A 16,366-nucleotide genomic window follows, 5' to 3' on the forward strand; every position below is an offset into this window, starting at 1 on the left:
CTCCATGTCCTGAACTGCTTTTGCCGTGCTCAACGGCCACAGAAATACGGCCAATGGGAGGCCGCTTCTACCCTATTGTTCGCCGAACAGGAATTGATTTTTGGAAAGCCGTACAGCCGTTTCAGAGCGCCTCAATGCACATGGCAACACCCATGCCACCACCGATGCAGAGTGTCGCAAGGCCCTTGGACACGTTGCGGCGGCGCATCTCGTAAATGAGGGTGTTGAGGACACGCGCACCGGAAGCGCCGATCGGATGGCCGATGGCGATTGCACCACCATTGACGTTGACGATATCAGGATCGAGGCCCAACTCGCGCACGACCGCACAGGATTGGGCGGCAAAGGCTTCGTTGGCTTCGACAAGGCCGATATCATTGATCGACCAGCCGGCCTTGGCCAGCGCCTTGCGGGAGGCGGGAATGGGGCCGGTGCCCATGATCTGTGGATCAACGCCCGCCGTTGCCCAGGAGGCGATACGCGCCAGCGGCTTGATGCCGCGTTTTGCCGCTTCCTGTTCCGACATCAAAAGTGTGGCGGCTGCTCCGTCATTCAGGCCGGAGGCATTGCCTGCTGTCACCGTGCCTTCCTTGTCGAAGGCAGGGCGAAGCTTCGCCATGGTTTCCAGCGAAGCGCCGGCGCGGATATGTTCGTCTGCATCGATGATGATATCAGCCTTGCGGCCTTTGACCGTGAAGGCGACGATTTCATCGGCGAAACGGCCGGCATTCTGTGCGGCTTCAGCCTTGTTTTGCGATGCGACAGCAAATTGATCCTGTTCATCGCGGGAAAGTTGCCATTGGCGGGCGATGTTCTCGGCAGTGATGCCCATGTGATAGCCATAGAAGGCATCGGTCAGGCCGTCTTTCAGCATGGTGTCGATCATCTTGAAATCACCCATTTTCACGCCGCCGCGCAAATGTGCGCAATGGGGGGCCATGGACATGGATTCCTGACCGCCGGCAATGATGATGGCCGCGTCGCCGGTAACGATCTGCTGCATGCCGAGGGCGACGGCGCGCAGGCCGGAGCCGCAGAGCTGGTTGAGACCGAAGGCGGTCGCCTCCTGCGGAATGCCGGCTTTCATGGCCGCCTGCCGCGCCGGGTTCTGCCCTTCGCCTGCCGTCAGTACCTGACCGAGAATGACTTCATCAACTTCGTTTGCCGTAACACCCGCGCGCTCTAGCACGGCGTTGATGACGGTTGCCCCCAGCTCGTGGGCGGGTGTGTTGGCGAAGTGGCCATTGAAGGAACCGACGGCGGTGCGCGCGGCGCTGGCAATCACGATTGAAGGCAGGGTCATCTCTATTCTCCTCACATGCGGGCGGAGACTGGCAAAGCTTTCAATACAAGTCAAATGCCGAAAGTTGCTTTAAAAGATGTTGCTAAATCACCCGGGAATCTTGCGAAAAATTGCTGCGCAAAAAACAAACTGTTGCGATGCACAAAACATTTGTCAGAGGGCTCGTTTTGCGCATACACTTTGCGCCGGGAAGAGCACAAAGACCAAAAAAAAGAAAATACCATCATCGCGAGGAGGCGGGCATGGCGAAACACGACGGCGAAACAATCATTAAAAAATACGCCAACCGGCGGCTCTATAATACCGGCACGAGCACCTATGTGACGCTCGATGATCTCGCGCAGATGGTCAAGCGCGGTGAGGACTTCAAGGTTCAGGACGCCAAGTCGTCCGAAGACATCACCCATGCGGTTCTGACGCAGATCATCGTCGAACAGGAGGCCAAAACCGGCAATACGTTGCTGCCGACGGCGTTTCTGCGGCAGTTGATCTCCTATTATGGCGACCAGATGCAGATGGTCGTGCCGACATTTCTCGAACATTCGATGAAGACATTCTCGGACCAGCAGAGCCAGATGCAGGAGCATATGGCCAAGGCGTTCGGCGACGGCTCGCTTGCCCGCAATTTTCAGGCGCCGCTGCAAATGATGGAAGAGCAGATCCGCCGCAATACGGAACTGTTCCGGCAGGCGATGCAGGGTTTTACGCCTTTCGCAATGCCGCAGGCGCCGAAGGAAACCCGCAAGCCGAACGCGTCCGAAATCGACGAGCTGAAGGCGCAGCTGCGCGCATTGCAGCAAAAACTCGATCAGCTCTGATCCTGTTCTGTGCGGGCCGATGCCGGGTTTGATCAACCGCATCGGCTGCTGCGTCGAAGTTTCAGCCTGCCGTTCTTTCCGGCACGCGCAGCAACAGCAGAAATCCAGCTCCCAGGAACAAGATAAGCGTGGCCATGCCGATATGGGCGGAACCGCTTATGTAGGTTGCTATGGAAAATGACAGCGTCGCCATGAAACTCGTGGCGCGTCCGGAAAGCGCATAGATGCCGAAATAACGGCCCGCTTCTGCAACAGTGATATTGCGGGCGAGATAAGAGCGGGACGATGCCTGGACGGGGCCGAAGGCAAGGCCGATCAAAACGCCATAGAGCAGATAGGCTTTTTCCGCGCCTGTCGCGAAGATGCCGCCATCGTCCGCCGTCGATAATTGTATCCAGCCAAACAGGGTCGAGCCCTTTTCCGTGGAGACGATGCCGAGCGTGGCGAGTAGCAGCAACACCAGGCTGATGAGGATGGTGATGCGCGATCCGAGTTTGTGATCGACCCGCCCGGCGGCAAAACAGCCCGCGATGGCGACGACGTTGAGGAGGATGCCGAAGAGGCCGATTTCCATCGTCGCCCAGCCAAACATGCCGGCGGCAAATGCTCCGCCCAGTATGAGAACACCATTGACGCCATCCTGATAAAGCATGCGCGCGATCAGGAACCGCAAAAGCACGGGGCGGTAGCGCAGCTCGCGGAGCGTGATCTTCAGTTCCCCCAGCCCCGAACGGATTGCTGCCTTGAAAGGCAGGCCTTTTTCGGCGTCCGGGGTCAACAGAAACATCGGCAGAATGAAGATGAGGTACCAGAGCGCGGCGAGCGGGCCGGTTATTCTGGCGTCCTCACCGGTTGCCGGGTCGAGACCGAAAAGCGGCTTGATGCCGGCGATGGTCAGCCCGGTCTGTGGGCTTGCGGCCAGAAGCGTCACCACCGCAATCAGCACCACCATGCCGCCGAGATAACCCAGTCCCCAGGCGAGATTGGAAATGCGGCCGACATTTTGCGGGTTGGTCAGTCGCGGCATCATGGAATCGTTGAAGACAATCGAAAATTCCGCCGCGATGGAGGCAAGGATCATGCAGATGATCGGCAGGATAAGCGTTGAGCCCGGCGCTGCAAACCAGAGGAAAAACAGGCTGACGATCTTGATGACGGCAAAAAAGGCGATCCACGGTTTGCGCGCGCCGGATTGATCAGCGATGGAGCCGAGGATGGGTGAGAAGAGGGCGATGATGATCGAGGAGACCGTCGCCATATTGCTCCATGTCGCCTGCGCGGCAATCGGATCATCGGTAAGACGGGCGACAAAATAAGGCCCGAAAACGAACGTGGTGACGACGGTGAAAAACGGCTGCGCCGCCCAGTCGAACATGACCCAGCCCCAGATGCCGCGTTTGGCAACCACTGTTTCCGCGTTTTGGGAGGGGACAGTCATTCATCGTCCTATCGGATAATCGGGAGGATAGAGTGCGGGATGCCGGTCATCCGCTTGGTTTTTCGCCATCCGGGTCGATAACCGGATGGCGTTTTTAAGAGTGCCGATCAGCGTGCCTGAACGATATCGCCAAGCAACCCGGCCGCCACTGTCAGGCGGGCAAGGTTGGTATCGCCGCTTTCACTGAGCGCGCCCAGCTCGGAGACGATGCGGTTCACCCGCACGCGGTCGGCGGCATACCAGGCCTGAACCGGATCTTTCTCCTTTGCATATTCCGTCAGCGCAGAGATGACGATCCGGCGTCGGGAGGAGGAGATCTGGTCCTGGCTGCGCAGAAGAGCCAGGCTCTCGTAATGATCGGCCGGTGCGATGCGCTGGCTGGCATCCAGCAGGCGTGCCACACGGAAGGTCGACGAAACGGTGGCATAGCTTTCGGCGGCGCGGGCAAGCGTCGTGCCCGCACTTTCGGCGATACGCATGATCTCGGGCACATAGACCAGCAGGGAAAGCGTATCCAGCTCTTCCAGAAGGGCGGCCGGAACGCCGTCGATTTCCGTGACGCCAAGCTCGCGACGATATTTCGCCGCTGCCGGCGACAGCGTCTTGATGGCGGTTTTCAGTCGCTCGATCTCGGTCGCCATGTCGCCTGTTGCAGCGCCGGCGCTTCGGGTCTGCAGGTATAGCCTGCTTGCATCGGAGAAGATGCGGGCGATGGTGGCATAAAGCCCGTTCTGGACTTGCCCACCGATCTTGCCATCAAGCGCGTCGACCTCACTCCACAGACGTTTGAGGCCGAAACCATCTTCGACAATGACGGCCGCCTTGACGACGTCAGCTGCGAGAAGACCGCTTGCATCGCCAAGTTTCTGCACGAAGCCCGGTCCACCGCGGTTGACCACGGCGTTGGCGAGCGCGGTTGCAACGATCTCGCGGTGCAGGCGATGCGCCTTGATATCGTCGGCATAGTTCTTCTGCATCTTGGCCGGGAAATAGTCGACGAGCAGATGCTGGAGATAAGGCTCATCCGGCAGCGGGCTCGCCACCAGTGCGTCGAACAGCGTCAGCTTGGCATAAGACAGAAGCACACCGATTTCCGGTCGGGTCAGCGGCTTGCCAGAGGCATATCTTTCGCTGAACTCGGCATTATCAGGCAGGGTTTCCACCTTGCGGTTCAGCTGTCCGGTTGCCTCCAGCGCACTCATCAGGCGGCCAAGCTCTTCGCGGTTTGCGAGCCCCAGCCGTTCCGTCAGCGAGATCGCCAGCGATTGCAGGTAGTTATTGCGCAGCACCAGCTGCGCCACTTCCGGCGTCATGGAGGCGAGAAGCTGATTGCGCTTCGGCATCGTCAGGCGACCGGTATTGACGGCGGAGGCGAGGGCGATCTTGATGTTGACCTCGACGTCGGAGGAGTTCACCCCGGCCGAGTTGTCGATGGCATCGGAGTTGCAACGTCCGCCCGAAAGCGCATAGGCAATGCGGCCCTTCTGGGTGATGCCCAGATTGGCGCCTTCGCCGATGACCTTGGCGCGCAGTTCGGTGGCGTTGACACGGATCGGGTCGTTCGCCCTGTCACCCACCTCGGCATTGGTTTCCACCGCCGCCTTGATATAGGTGCCGATGCCGCCGAACCAGAGGAGATCGGTCGGCGCCTTCAGAATGGCGGTCATGATCTCGAAGGGCGTGGCGACGGATTTGTCGATGCCGATGGCAGCCACGGCTTCCGGCGTCAGCGTCACGGATTTTTCGGAACGCGAGATGATCATCGCACCGGCGGATAGGGCCGAGCGGTCATAATCCTGCCAGCTGGAGCGCGGCAGTTCGAAAAGCCGCTTGCGCTCTGCAAAGGACCTGTCGGTATCGGGGTCCGGATCGATGAAGATGTCGCGGTGATCGAAGGCGGCGATGAGCCTGATCTTTTCCGACAGCAGCATGCCATTGCCGAAGACGTCACCGGACATGTCACCCACACCGGCCACGGTGAACGGCGTGGTCTGGATGTCGGTGTCCATTTCACGGAAATGGCGCTTTACCGTTTCCCATGCGCCGCGTGCGGTGATGCCCATTTTCTTGTGGTCATAACCGGCGGAACCGCCCGATGCGAAGGCATCGTCCAGCCAGAAGCCGGCGTCGTGGGCAAGGCCGTTTGCCGTATCGGAGAATGTCGCCGTCCCCTTGTCTGCAGCAACGACGAAATAGGGGTCATCACCGTCCAGCCGCAGCGTATCGGCAGGCGGTATGATGGCGTCATCGACGATATTGTCGGTGATGGAGAGCAGGGTGCGAATATAGGTCTTGTAGGCCTCGCGGCCGGCATTAAAGACTTCATCGCGGGAGCCGCCGGCGGGAAGGTTCTTCGGGAAGAAACCGCCCTTGGCGCCAACCGGCACGATCACCGCATTCTTGACCTGCTGCGCCTTCACGAGGCCGAGCACTTCGGTGCGGTAATCCTGGCCGCGATCCGACCAGCGCAGACCGCCGCGTGCAACCTTGCCGAAGCGCAGATGCACGCCTTCGACCTCTGTTCCGTAGACGAAGATTTCGCGGAAAGGCCGTGGGTCGGGCAGGCCGTCCAGGTGCTTGGGATCGAACTTGAACGCCAGGAGGTCTCTTGGCGTACCGTCGACATTTTTCTGGAAGTAGTTGGTGCGCAGCGTCGCATCGATGGCGTTGACGTAACGTCTCAGCGTGCGGTCTTCATCGAGATTGGGAACGCTGCTCAGTGCCGCTTCGATCGCTTTGTGTATTTCAGAGAGTTTTTTCAGCCGCTTCTTTTCGTCGACAGACGGGTCGAAGCCAGCCTTGAACAGCGCGAAAATATTGCGGGAAATGGCCGGATATTTGAAGAGCGTTTCGGAGATATGCTCCTGCGAATAAACAATGCCGGTCTGACGGAGATAGCGTGCATAGGCGCGCAAAACGGAGACTTCGCGCACGGACAGGCCGCAGGCGAGGATCAGCCGATTGAAGTTGTCATTATCAACCTTGGCCGAAAAGGCAGCAAGGAAGGCCTCCTCGAGTTTCGGCCCGTAATGCGGCAGGTCGAGTGTCGTGCCCGCCGCGACGGATAGCTCCATGTCGTGCAGCACGATGTCGCGCTTTCCGTCATCTGAAACGACCCCGATATCGAAGGTACGTTCGCTGATGACGTTGAAGCCCAGATTTTCCAGCAGCGGCACGCGGCGCGAAAGCGGTAGGTGGCCGTCGCGGTGGAAAATCTTCAGCGACAGCGTGTCGGAGGACTGGCCATCCTGCTGGTAGAATTCAATGCGGACCGGCTCGCCATTGGCAGCTGCCAGAATATCAGGCATGTCGCCGATCGCTTCTTCAGGCGTGAAGGCTTCCTGATAGGCCTGATCGACCGCCAGCACCGGTGCACCCGGTTCGGACAGGGTGACGAGGTGGTCTATCCAGCGTGCTGCAATATCGCTGACGGCGTCTTCCAGCCTGTCCTGAGCGATGCGCGGCGTCTTGCCTTCCGTGCGGCCGACGATGAAGTGAACGCGGGCAACGGCGCCTTCCGGGAAGGCGGGATAATAGGCGGAAATATGCCCGTCATAGACCTTGCTCAGATAATCGCCGATCTTCTCGCGGACATAAGAATTGTACTCCTCACGCGGCACGAAGATGATCGCTGAAACAAACCGGTCGAACCGGTCGATACGGGCAAGCACGCGTACACGCGGCCGGTCGCTCAGTTCCATGATCTGCTCGATGAAGCGGATCAGAAGATCCGTCTCGATCTGGAAGAGATCGTCACGGGGATAGGCTTCCAGCGTGTTCTGCAGGATGCGGCCGGAGTGGCTGTTCGGATCGAAGCCGAAATGCCGCTCGACATCCGCGACCTTGGCGCGCAGCAGCGGAATCTGCTTGACCGAACGTGTATAGGCAGTCGCGGTGAAAAGGCCAACGATGCGCAATTCGCCGATGACGTTGCCGTCCTCGTCAAAGCGCTTGATGCCGATGTAATCCATATAGGCACGACGGTGCACGATCGATTTTACGTTGGCCTTGGTGACGATGAGGAAATCCGGGCCATCAAGGAAGGCAAGGATCTCAGGCGTCGTCGTCACGGCATTTTTGCCGAGGCGTAGCACGCGTACATCCGGATCGCTGAGGCTGCCCAGGCCGACGCCGTCACCGCGTTCGATCTTGGCGTGCTTCCCCTTGCCGGAATAGGTGTAATCCCGCATGCCGAGGAAGGTGAAATTGTCATTACGAAGCCAGTTGAGGAATTCGACTGCTTCCGTACGCTCGGTCTTGCGCCGTGAAGAGCCGCGCTTGGACAATTCGTCCAGCGCCTCGTCAAGCTTCGCCAGCATCGGCCGCCAGTCACGATAGGCGGATTGCACCTGTGTGAGAACAAAGCGCAGCCGTTCTTCCAGCGTTGCGGCGGCCTGCTGTGTCAGCGGCGCAATATGCAACTGTATGAGGCTGATATTGTCAGCGGGATCATCCTCGGGTTCCGCGAGGCGATAACCCCCCTGCGCCTCGTCATCGCGCACGAGTATGGGATGCACTGCGAGGTAAAGGCCGCGATAAGTGCTGGTGACCTCGCCCATGACAGAATCATAAAGGAAAGGCATGTTGCGGCCGATAATGGTCAGGACCGTTACCGGAATCTCGCGCGGCGAAACACCTTCTACCTGAGCAATGCTGATGTGGGGCGTCTCTCCGGACCAATGCGACAGCGCCTGGAAACTGTGAGCCGCGCTCGCCGCCAGCATCTCGGCGGAATAATATTCTATATCGTCGGCACTTGCCCTTCCATAAAGAATACCTGGATCAAGAAATTGGACATTTTCGGCAACTGCCTGCTGGCGCGCTTTTTCGATCTGTTTTTCGCGTTTTGGATTATTTCTGTAGCCCATTTGACGTGGATTCCTCCAAAAATCACACTTTAATGTAAAAAAGCATCGTCAATTTACGGATTTTGCCTTTTCAGTCGAATCGGATATTGGCGTGGAATTACGAAGAGTTTAAGAGGCTTTCGTATTTCTTTGGTCGGTAAGTGAAATTTTTTTGCTTCTTTTGCCATGAGGGTCTGTCGCGAAGCATTTGACAGTATTTTAGCGGCTAATTTTTAGGCGGTTATTGAGCCGCCATGTGATGTTGCGGCCACGGTCGAAGCAAATTATTGATTTGCGCCTATTTTTGTGGTACACCAACGACACTGATCCACAGCGTGGCATTTGTGTGCCCAAAAACACCACGAAAGCAACACCTCTTTTGCACGCGGTTTCCGTGACATATCGAGCGTTTACGTTATCGAACCCCGCAAGACGGGAAGGTGTTTTTTTGCGCGCACGGCTGGACCAGTGCGGAGTCACCTGACGGTTCCCCCGTCTCATCAGGGCCTGACCGACCCAACCCCGGCATTGCCGGGTATGTAACAGGGAGTTTTTAGAACGAATGACGACCCAGCAGAAGAAATCTCCAGCACATCACGGTTTCAAGACCGGTGAAGCGATTGTGTATCCCGCTCATGGTGTCGGTACCATTTCTGCAATCGAGGAACAAGAAGTTGCCGGCATGAAGCTTGAGCTTTTTGTCATCGATTTCGAAAAAGACAAGATGCGTCTTAAAGTTCCCGTCGCCAAAGCTGTCAGCATCGGCATGCGTAAGCTTTCCGAAGGCGATTTTGTCGAGCGGGCGCTGAAAGTGGTGCAGGGCAAGGCACGCGTGAAGCGTACCATGTGGTCGCGCCGCGCCCAGGAATATGATGCGAAAATCAATTCCGGCGATCTTATCGCAATCGCGGAAGTGGTGCGCGATCTTTACCGTGCCGAAAATCAGCCGGAGCAGTCCTATTCCGAGCGTCAGCTTTATGAAGCTGCTCTCGATCGCATGGCGCGCGAAATTGCCGCCGTCAACAAGATGTCCGAAACCGAGGCTGTTCGCCTGGTGGAAGTCAACCTTGCCAAAGGCCCCAAGCGTGGCAAGGCTGTTGAAGAGGACGATTCTCAGGACGAAGCCGCTTAATACAGGCTTCTCCTTTCTAAAAAAACCCGCCGGAATGGCGGGTTTTTTGTTGTCCGATTGCAGGATGCATCTCAAAGGATGCGAATTTTCGTCCCCTTGCGCATATGCGGCAGAATACGCCGCATGTCTCTGGCGTGCAGGGCGACGCAGCCAGCAGTCGGCTCATATCCCGGGCGGATCAAATGCATGAAGATCGCCGAGCCTCGGTTGCGGCTTCTCGAGGTGATGTTCCAGTCAAGCACCAAGCAAACGTCGTAGAGACCGTCCTTGCGCATCATTTCCTCATGGCTTGGCGCAAAGGGCGCTTTGACCAGCCTGTTGTAATTGGCGTTACGGGGTTCGTCGCACCACAGCATGGACCCGCGCGTCCGCTGCATCGGCAATGTTGTGGTGATGCCGGTATTACGGTCGCCGCGATAAAATCCGTGCAGCAGGCGGGTGAGGGAAATGGGTGATTTGCCGTCTCCCTCGCGTTTCATCGCGGTGCGGCCGTTGCGCCCGATTGCGGCGGGAAAGGTGAGGTGTCCGAGCTGGACAATGGCACGGCTGATTTTTGACGGAGCCGGCCGAACCACGAGCGTTGATGCGCGTTTACGTTGTCTTGGCGAGGGTTTGCTCATGTTTTTCACGAGATTTTGCTTTGCAGGTTATTTAACGTGAAGTCATAGCACTTCGTTATATCATGGCAATGGGTTGACCTTTTACCGGCAAACCGCTGAATTGGCTGATAATTAGAGCGCCGCGCGTCATTATCGATGCATAGCGAACGCTCTAACTCTTTTAAACTAGGCATCGTGCTTCCCTAAAATCGAGCCCGATTTTTTGAGCCGAGGCGCTAAAGTAAGAAAGGCTGAGAATCCGAATGACGGCTCGCACTATCCTTCTGGTGGACGATGACGACGATCTTCGGGAGACGCTGACCGAGCAATTGTCTCCCTACGAGGAATTCTCACTACTGAGCGGTGCAAATGCCGCGCAGGCGATGCAGACCGCCAAGACCGCCCAGGTTGATCTCCTCATCATGGATGTCGGCCTTCCGGACATGGACGGCCGAGAGGCCGTGAAGCTGTTGCGCAAGGGCGGCTTCAAAGCGCCGATCATCATGCTGACCGGCCATGACACCGATTCCGACACGATTCTCGGGCTTGAAGCAGGCGCCAATGATTACGTGACGAAGCCGTTCCGCTTTGCCGTGCTTCTGGCGCGCATTCGGGCGCAGCTGCGTCAATATGAACAGAGCGAGGATGCGGTTTTCACCGTTGGTCCCTATCAGTTCAAGCCCAGCCAGAAGCTCTTGACGACCGAAGACGGCAAGAAAATCCGGTTGACGGAAAAGGAAGCGGCGATCATCCGTTATCTCTACCGTGCTGGCAGCGCCGTTGTTACCCGCGACGTCCTGCTGGAAGAGGTCTGGGGTTATAATTCCGGTGTGACGACGCATACGCTCGAAACGCATGTGTATCGTCTGCGTCAGAAGATCGAACGCGACCCTTCCAACGCTGAAATTCTGGTCACCGAGAACGGCGGATACAAGATCGTACCCTGAGCAGTGCGCTCTCTACGTCCCCCATATGTCGCAGTTTAAGGTTCACGCCGCGCGTCCGAAAAGGCACGCGGCGTTCTAACACCTTGTATTTTGAAGGCTGATATTGGAAAACCGCTATAGTGATGCAGGCGGTTTTCCGGAGTAACGAACGACATGGCCTTGACGGACGATATCATGCTGCTGGGGCAAGTGCCGTTGTTTGCGGGGTTCAGCGACGATCAGTTGCGGCTCATAGCCTTCGGTGCGGAACGCCGCAGGGTATCGGCGGGCCAGACGCTGTTCCGGGAGCATTCACCGGCGGAATGCGCCTTTGCGGTGACATCAGGCCATTTCGAGCTTTTTACGGCGGGGCGGGACGGTAAACCCGAACTGCAGGCAACACCGGGCAAAGGAGCGCTTCTGTCCGAACTTGCCCTTTTTACCCTCTGTGAACGGAAGTTCACTGCCGTTGCGGCGGAGGATTCCGAAGTCATCCGGATAACGCGTATCCTGTTTCACCGGCTGGTGGAGGAGTTTCCGGAGGTTGCCGATATCGTGTCGGCACGCATCCGTGACAATATCGCCGCGCTCGCGGCGGGTGCGGCCCGTTTACAGAACCGCTTCGTTTGAGGCCGCCTGGAAAACTCTGCTTCAGAACCGGAAATGGGCCGTAACCGGAACGTGGTCCGATGGCCGGTTCCAGCCGCGCGCCTCCTGCAATATGTCGATTTTTTCGAGCGAGGCGCCGAGATCCTGCGACGACCAGATATGGTCGAGACGCCGGCCACGATTGGCCGCTTCCCAATCCTTGGCGCGGTAGCTCCACCACGTATAGATCTTTTCCGTCTCCGGCACGTTCAGGCGCATCAGATCAAGCCAGTTGCCCTGCTTCATGATATCGAGCATGCCGTCGGTTTCGACAGGCGTGTGGCTGACGATCTTCAGCAGTTGTTTGTGTGACCAGACGTCATTTTCAAACGGTGCGATGTTGAGATCGCCGACAAGGATGGAGGAAGTGCCAGGCACGCCATCGGCGCGCAGTGCCTTCATTTCCTCGATGAAATCGAGCTTGTGGCCGAACTTCGGATTGATCGACCGATCTGGCTCGTCGCCACCGGCCGGAACGTAGAAATTGTGCAGCCGCACCCGGCGCGATCCGACCTGAAAAATCGCCGAGATGTGCCGCGCATCGCCAATACCGCAATAGTCCTGCCGGTGATCTTCGGTCAGCGGAATTTTCGAGGCAATCGCCACACCGTGATAGCCCTTCTGGCCGTGGATGATGACGTGCTCATAACCCAGTGCCTTCAGCGGTTTCATCGGAAACTCGCCATTCGGGCATTTCGTTTCCTGCAGGCAAAGAATGTCGGGTTTGTAACGCACCAGAAACTGCTCAACGATCGGCATTCTCAGCCGGACAGAGTTGATGTTCCAAGTGGTTATCGAAAACGACATACTGTGCTCCGCGTTTGCTGCCCCGAACTCCGTTGTTTCGAGACATGTTTCCGGGGCGCAGGCTTATAACATCGCGATGAAAACGGGAATGTATTTTAGCGGCAAAATGAAAAAGGCGACCGGAAGGCCGCCTTCGAACCGTTTTTCAAAAATAGAGCGTGCTCAGCCGCGCTTGCGTACTTCCTCATAGTTGATGTTGAAGACGCGCTCATCGAGGTTCACACCCGTCTGCACGTTGAAGATCATGACGGTGGTGTCCTTGTTCTGCGCATCGGTCGTCGTCCATTGCCTGAGATCGAAGGTTTTCGGGTCGAACATCAGGGTGATGGTCGAATCGCCGAAGATGCTCTTGTCGCCCAAAACGATGGTGGTCAGGTCCGATTCTTCCTTCACGTCCCGGACCTTCTGGTTGCCGAGATCGATCTTGTCGGACAGAAGCAGGCTGAGAGGGGTCTTGGACAGCGGATAGAGATCCCATGTCTTCAGCTTCATGTTGCCGATGACGACATTCTTGCCATCGGCGATGACCCGCATGGGTGAGGGGTCTTCATAATTGAAGCGAAGCTTGCCGGGCCGTTCGATGTAAAATTTGCCGCCGGTCTGTTCGCCGCGCGGGCCAAACTGCACAAATTCGCCCATCATGGTTTTGACCGACGAGAAGTGATTGGCGATTTTCTGCGCGGTTGCGCCATTGCCGGCTGCCTGGGCAAAGGCGTCAAGCGGCGACAGGCCCGCCATGACCGCGGCCATGGAAAATGCCGTCAGCACGCCACGCCGCGTCATCCCGTTTTCAGGTGCGCTTGCGGTGGCCGTTTCGCCGGTGGTGAGGTCGTTCATTCTGTTCTCCTTCATCGCAGCGATTGTCCGCATAAAAGGCGGCGGCTTCATGACGTTGGAAGCGTGTAATAACGCTTCTTGGCGCCGCTTGGTTGCGCGAGGCGTCGGGCCTTTGCCTTGTGCATGTCGTTATCCCGAAACCGCTATGCCCTTTCGGGGGGGCATGCCATTACCGCTCGATGATATCCGCTTCCGTGGGTACGAGGATTTCGCGTTTTCCGGCATGATTGGCGGGGCCGATGATGCCCTCCTGCTCCATGCGCTCGATCAGCGAGGCGGCGCGGTTATAGCCGATGCCGAGACGTCGCTGCACATAGGAGGTGGAGGCTTTTCCGTCCCTCAGCACGACGGCGACAGCCTGGTCATAGGGGTCTTCGGAATCGGAGAAGTTGCCAGTGCCGGCCGGGCCGCTGCCAGCGCCATCCTCGTCGTCTTCCTCGGTGATCGCCTCCAGATATTCCGGCGAGCCTTGTGTCTTCAGATAGGCGACGATTTCCTCCACCTCGTTGTCGGAAACGAAGGGGCCGTGCACGCGCTGGATGCGCCCGCCGCCCGCCATGTAGAGCATGTCGCCCATGCCGAGCAGCTGTTCGGCACCCTGCTCTCCAAGAATGGTGCGGCTATCGATCTTCGAGGTCACCTGGAAGGAGATACGGGTGGGGAAGTTGGCCTTGATGGTGCCGGTGATGACATCGACGGACGGACGCTGGGTGGCCATGATGACATGGATGCCGGCGGCGCGCGCCATCTGCGCCAGGCGCTGCACCGCGCCTTCGATGTCTTTGCCCGCTACCATCATCAGGTCGGCCATTTCGTCGATGATGACGACGATATAGGGCAGGGGCTTCAGATCGAACTCTTCCGTCTCGTACATCGCTTCGCCGGTCTGGCGATCGAAGCCGGTCTGCACGGTGCGGGTGAGGATTTCGCCCTTGTCGAGTGCCTGCTGCACGCGGCTGTTAAAACCGTCGATATTGCGCACGCCGATCTTCGACATCTTCTTGTAGCGTTCCTCCATCTCGCGCACCGTCCATTTCAGGGCCACGACGGCCTTTTTGGGATCCGTGACAACGGGGGAAAGCAGATGCGGAATGCCGTCATAGATGGAGAGTTCGAGCATTTTTGGGTCGATCATGATCAGGCGGCACTGTTCTGGAGACATGCGGTAAAGCAGCGACAGGATCATGGTGTTGATGGCGACCGACTTGCCCGAACCGGTGGTGCCGGCGACGAGAAGATGCGGCATCTTGGCGAGATCGGCGATGACGGGCTCGCCACCGATCGTCTTGCCGAGCGCCATTGCGAGCTTGGCCTTGCTGTTTTCGAAATCGCGGCTGCCAATCAGTTCGCGCAGGAACACGGTTTCGCGCGTCTGGTTCGGCAGTTCGATGCCGATGGCGTTGCGGCCGGGCACAACCGCGACACGGGCGGCAATCGCGCTCATGGAGCGGGCAATGTCATCTGCAAGGCCGATGACACGCGAGGATTTGATGCCGGGTGCCGGCTCCAGTTCATAGAGCGTGACGACAGGGCCGGGGCGGACATGGATGATTTCGCCCTTGACGCCGAAATCCTCAAGGACCCCTTCCAGCAGGCGGGCATTCTGCTCAAGTACTTCTTCGCTCAGCATATTGTCGCGCACGACGTTCTTCGGTTCCGCCAGAAGATGAACGGTGGGCAACTGGAAGCCGTCTGCGGCGATAAACGAGGACTGCGCTTCCCTTGCCACGCGTTCGCTGGGTTTGGGCCGTGCCGAGGCAGCGGTTATTCTGGGCTGCCCGCGTCCCGGTGCCTGTCTGGGCGTGAATTTCTGATCGGCCTCGTCGGTACTGTCGTCGCCCGAGAGGATGCCGCTCGGCAGACGGCGTCCATCCGCATCGAAAGACGCTTCGTCATCCATGTCGCCATCGTGATCGAGCGCGATGGAGGGAGGCGACATCTGCCGGCGTGATGCGGCACGTTCCTCGAAAGATGGTTCGGAGCGCTGGTCAAGGCGGTTGATTGCGGTCTTCAGGCGTGAGGGTTCGTTCAGCGTGCCGAATTCATATTCGTTGAAATCGTAGGGATGTTCGAATTCATCGTGCAGGGACTTCGACTTCAGGCCGAACAGGCGGCGTAAGCGTGCCTGCGTGGTGTACCAGTAATGTGTGAGCGCGCCGAAGGCGAGAATGTTGGCGAAGAAGCCTTCACCGTCGTCTTCGTCATCCTCTTCAATCTCACGCGCGGCGCGAGCCTTGCTCGCAACCGGCGCCGGTTCTTCCCGCTCGAGTTCATCTTCCAGGCCGCCGACAACGCCTGCGGCAAACAGCATCAGCCAGGCGGCGGGCGCTGCGAATATGACGCCCAGCACGGTGGCAATGGTGCCGGTTGGGTAAGCGCCGATGAAAAGGGCGGGAAAGCGGAGAATCATGTCGCCGATGACGCCGCCGATGCCGTTTGGCAGCGGCCAGGTGACGGGGGCGGGAAAACAGCCAAGCGAGGCGGCGCAGACGATGGTGCCTGCGACCCAGGCGACGAGGCGGGCGGGTAGCCGGCTGAATTTGCGGCCGGCGATCAGGGTGATTGCCCAGGCGATGACCGGAAGAAGGGAAATGATTGCGGAAAGCCCGAGGAACTGCATGACGATATCGGCGAAGATGGCGCCGCCGTAACCCAGGAGATTGGTGGGCTGGTTCCCCGTGGCATAGGACAGGCTTGGATCGGCGACATTCCATGTGGCGAGAGCGGCAATGCCCAGCGCGATCGTCGCAAGCAGGGCAAAACCGGCCAGAGCCATGATCTGACGCACGAAAAACGCCGTCAGCACGAAGCGCGTGTGGCGACCATCGAATGTCGGAGATTGCATTCTGCCCATGTCCCTGAACCCGTCGTTTTTGTGGTTTCGGCAAGATCCGGCAGTTGACCTGATCCCGGATTGACAGGGAAAACTAACTGCTTGCTGGTTAATGCCGTGTTAACCATGCGGATTTTTGCCGTCTTCGGCGGATTTGCGGCAAAGAAAAAGGCCCGTC

The 16,366-nt window shown here is 58.2% G+C and carries 11 protein-coding genes; 4 read left to right on the forward strand and 7 right to left on the reverse strand.

Going from position 1 to position 16,366, the window contains the following annotated elements:
* Window positions 1-121: 121 nt before the first annotated feature.
* Entirely contained in the window at window positions 122-1,303 is a 1,182-nt protein-coding gene (locus EXN68_RS18100) for an acetyl-CoA C-acetyltransferase (protein WP_142842180.1), read from the reverse strand.
* Between the two features lie 242 nt (window positions 1,304-1,545).
* On the opposite strand from EXN68_RS18100, the gene phaR reads away from it, so the two are divergent.
* The gene (gene phaR / locus EXN68_RS18105; protein ID WP_003520279.1) at window positions 1,546-2,121 is read left to right on the forward strand and encodes a polyhydroxyalkanoate synthesis repressor PhaR; all 576 of its coding nucleotides are present in this window, start codon (window positions 1,546-1,548) and stop codon (window positions 2,119-2,121) included.
* Window positions 2,122-2,182: 61 nt separating this feature from the next.
* Here the strand turns inward: phaR and EXN68_RS18110 are convergent, their stop codons facing one another.
* Window positions 2,183-3,559, reverse strand: a complete 1,377-nt coding sequence (locus EXN68_RS18110; RefSeq protein WP_142842181.1) for an MFS transporter — start codon at window positions 3,557-3,559, stop codon at window positions 2,183-2,185.
* Window positions 3,560-3,666: 107 nt separating this feature from the next.
* Window positions 3,667-8,427: an NAD-glutamate dehydrogenase gene (locus EXN68_RS18115; RefSeq protein WP_142842182.1), complete on the reverse strand. Its 4,761-nt coding sequence runs from the start codon at window positions 8,425-8,427 to the stop codon at window positions 3,667-3,669.
* Between the two features lie 541 nt (window positions 8,428-8,968).
* Between EXN68_RS18115 and EXN68_RS18120 the strand changes: the two genes are divergently transcribed.
* Window positions 8,969-9,538: a CarD family transcriptional regulator gene (locus EXN68_RS18120; RefSeq protein ID WP_004444078.1), complete on the forward strand. Its 570-nt coding sequence runs from the start codon at window positions 8,969-8,971 to the stop codon at window positions 9,536-9,538.
* A gap of 71 nt (window positions 9,539-9,609) precedes the next feature.
* Here the strand turns inward: EXN68_RS18120 and EXN68_RS18125 are convergent, their stop codons facing one another.
* Entirely contained in the window at window positions 9,610-10,158 is a 549-nt protein-coding gene (locus tag EXN68_RS18125) for a L,D-transpeptidase family protein (RefSeq protein WP_193559534.1), read from the reverse strand.
* Window positions 10,159-10,400: 242 nt separating this feature from the next.
* Between EXN68_RS18125 and EXN68_RS18130 the strand changes: the two genes are divergently transcribed.
* Both EXN68_RS18130 and EXN68_RS18135 read left to right on the forward strand, forming a co-directional pair.
* Window positions 10,401-11,084, forward strand: a complete 684-nt coding sequence (locus EXN68_RS18130; RefSeq protein ID WP_003492637.1) for a response regulator transcription factor — start codon at window positions 10,401-10,403, stop codon at window positions 11,082-11,084.
* A gap of 153 nt (window positions 11,085-11,237) precedes the next feature.
* Window positions 11,238-11,693 (forward strand): cyclic nucleotide-binding domain-containing protein, encoded by a 456-nt coding sequence (locus EXN68_RS18135; RefSeq protein WP_046799641.1) that lies wholly within the window; start codon window positions 11,238-11,240, stop codon window positions 11,691-11,693.
* Between the two features lie 21 nt (window positions 11,694-11,714).
* On the opposite strand, the gene EXN68_RS18140 is transcribed toward EXN68_RS18135, so the two are convergent.
* From EXN68_RS18140 to EXN68_RS18150, 3 genes are all read right to left on the reverse strand, one after another.
* The gene (locus tag EXN68_RS18140; protein ID WP_052818693.1) at window positions 11,715-12,518 is read right to left on the reverse strand and encodes an exodeoxyribonuclease III; all 804 of its coding nucleotides are present in this window, start codon (window positions 12,516-12,518) and stop codon (window positions 11,715-11,717) included.
* 162 nt (window positions 12,519-12,680) lie between these two features.
* Window positions 12,681-13,406, reverse strand: a complete 726-nt coding sequence (locus tag EXN68_RS18145) for an outer membrane lipoprotein carrier protein LolA (RefSeq protein ID WP_161991382.1) — start codon at window positions 13,404-13,406, stop codon at window positions 12,681-12,683.
* Between the two features lie 118 nt (window positions 13,407-13,524).
* The gene (locus EXN68_RS18150) at window positions 13,525-16,200 is read right to left on the reverse strand and encodes a DNA translocase FtsK (protein ID WP_161991383.1); all 2,676 of its coding nucleotides are present in this window, start codon (window positions 16,198-16,200) and stop codon (window positions 13,525-13,527) included.
* Between the last annotated feature and the right edge of the window lie 166 nt (window positions 16,201-16,366).

Origin of the sequence: Martinezella rhizogenes, from assembly GCF_007002745.1 — a bacterium.
In the GTDB taxonomy this organism is placed as follows: Bacteria; Pseudomonadota; Alphaproteobacteria; order Rhizobiales; family Rhizobiaceae; genus Agrobacterium; species Agrobacterium cucumeris.

Coding starts and splice junctions, on each gene's coding strand:
- EXN68_RS18100 (WP_142842180.1), bottom strand. CDS start 1,303: ATGACCCTGCCTTCAATCGTGATTGCCAGCGCCGCGCGCACCGCCGTC.
- phaR (WP_003520279.1), top strand. CDS start 1,546: ATGGCGAAACACGACGGCGAAACAATCATTAAAAAATACGCCAACCGG.
- EXN68_RS18110 (WP_142842181.1), bottom strand. CDS start 3,559: ATGACTGTCCCCTCCCAAAACGCGGAAACAGTGGTTGCCAAACGCGGC.
- EXN68_RS18115 (WP_142842182.1), bottom strand. CDS start 8,427: ATGGGCTACAGAAATAATCCAAAACGCGAAAAACAGATCGAAAAAGCG.
- EXN68_RS18120 (WP_004444078.1), top strand. CDS start 8,969: ATGACGACCCAGCAGAAGAAATCTCCAGCACATCACGGTTTCAAGACC.
- EXN68_RS18125 (WP_193559534.1), bottom strand. CDS start 10,158: ATGAGCAAACCCTCGCCAAGACAACGTAAACGCGCATCAACGCTCGTG.
- EXN68_RS18130 (WP_003492637.1), top strand. CDS start 10,401: ATGACGGCTCGCACTATCCTTCTGGTGGACGATGACGACGATCTTCGG.
- EXN68_RS18135 (WP_046799641.1), top strand. CDS start 11,238: ATGGCCTTGACGGACGATATCATGCTGCTGGGGCAAGTGCCGTTGTTT.
- EXN68_RS18140 (WP_052818693.1), bottom strand. CDS start 12,518: ATGTCGTTTTCGATAACCACTTGGAACATCAACTCTGTCCGGCTGAGA.
- EXN68_RS18145 (WP_161991382.1), bottom strand. CDS start 13,406: ATGAAGCCGCCGCCTTTTATGCGGACAATCGCTGCGATGAAGGAGAAC.
- EXN68_RS18150 (WP_161991383.1), bottom strand. CDS start 16,200: ATGCAATCTCCGACATTCGATGGTCGCCACACGCGCTTCGTGCTGACG.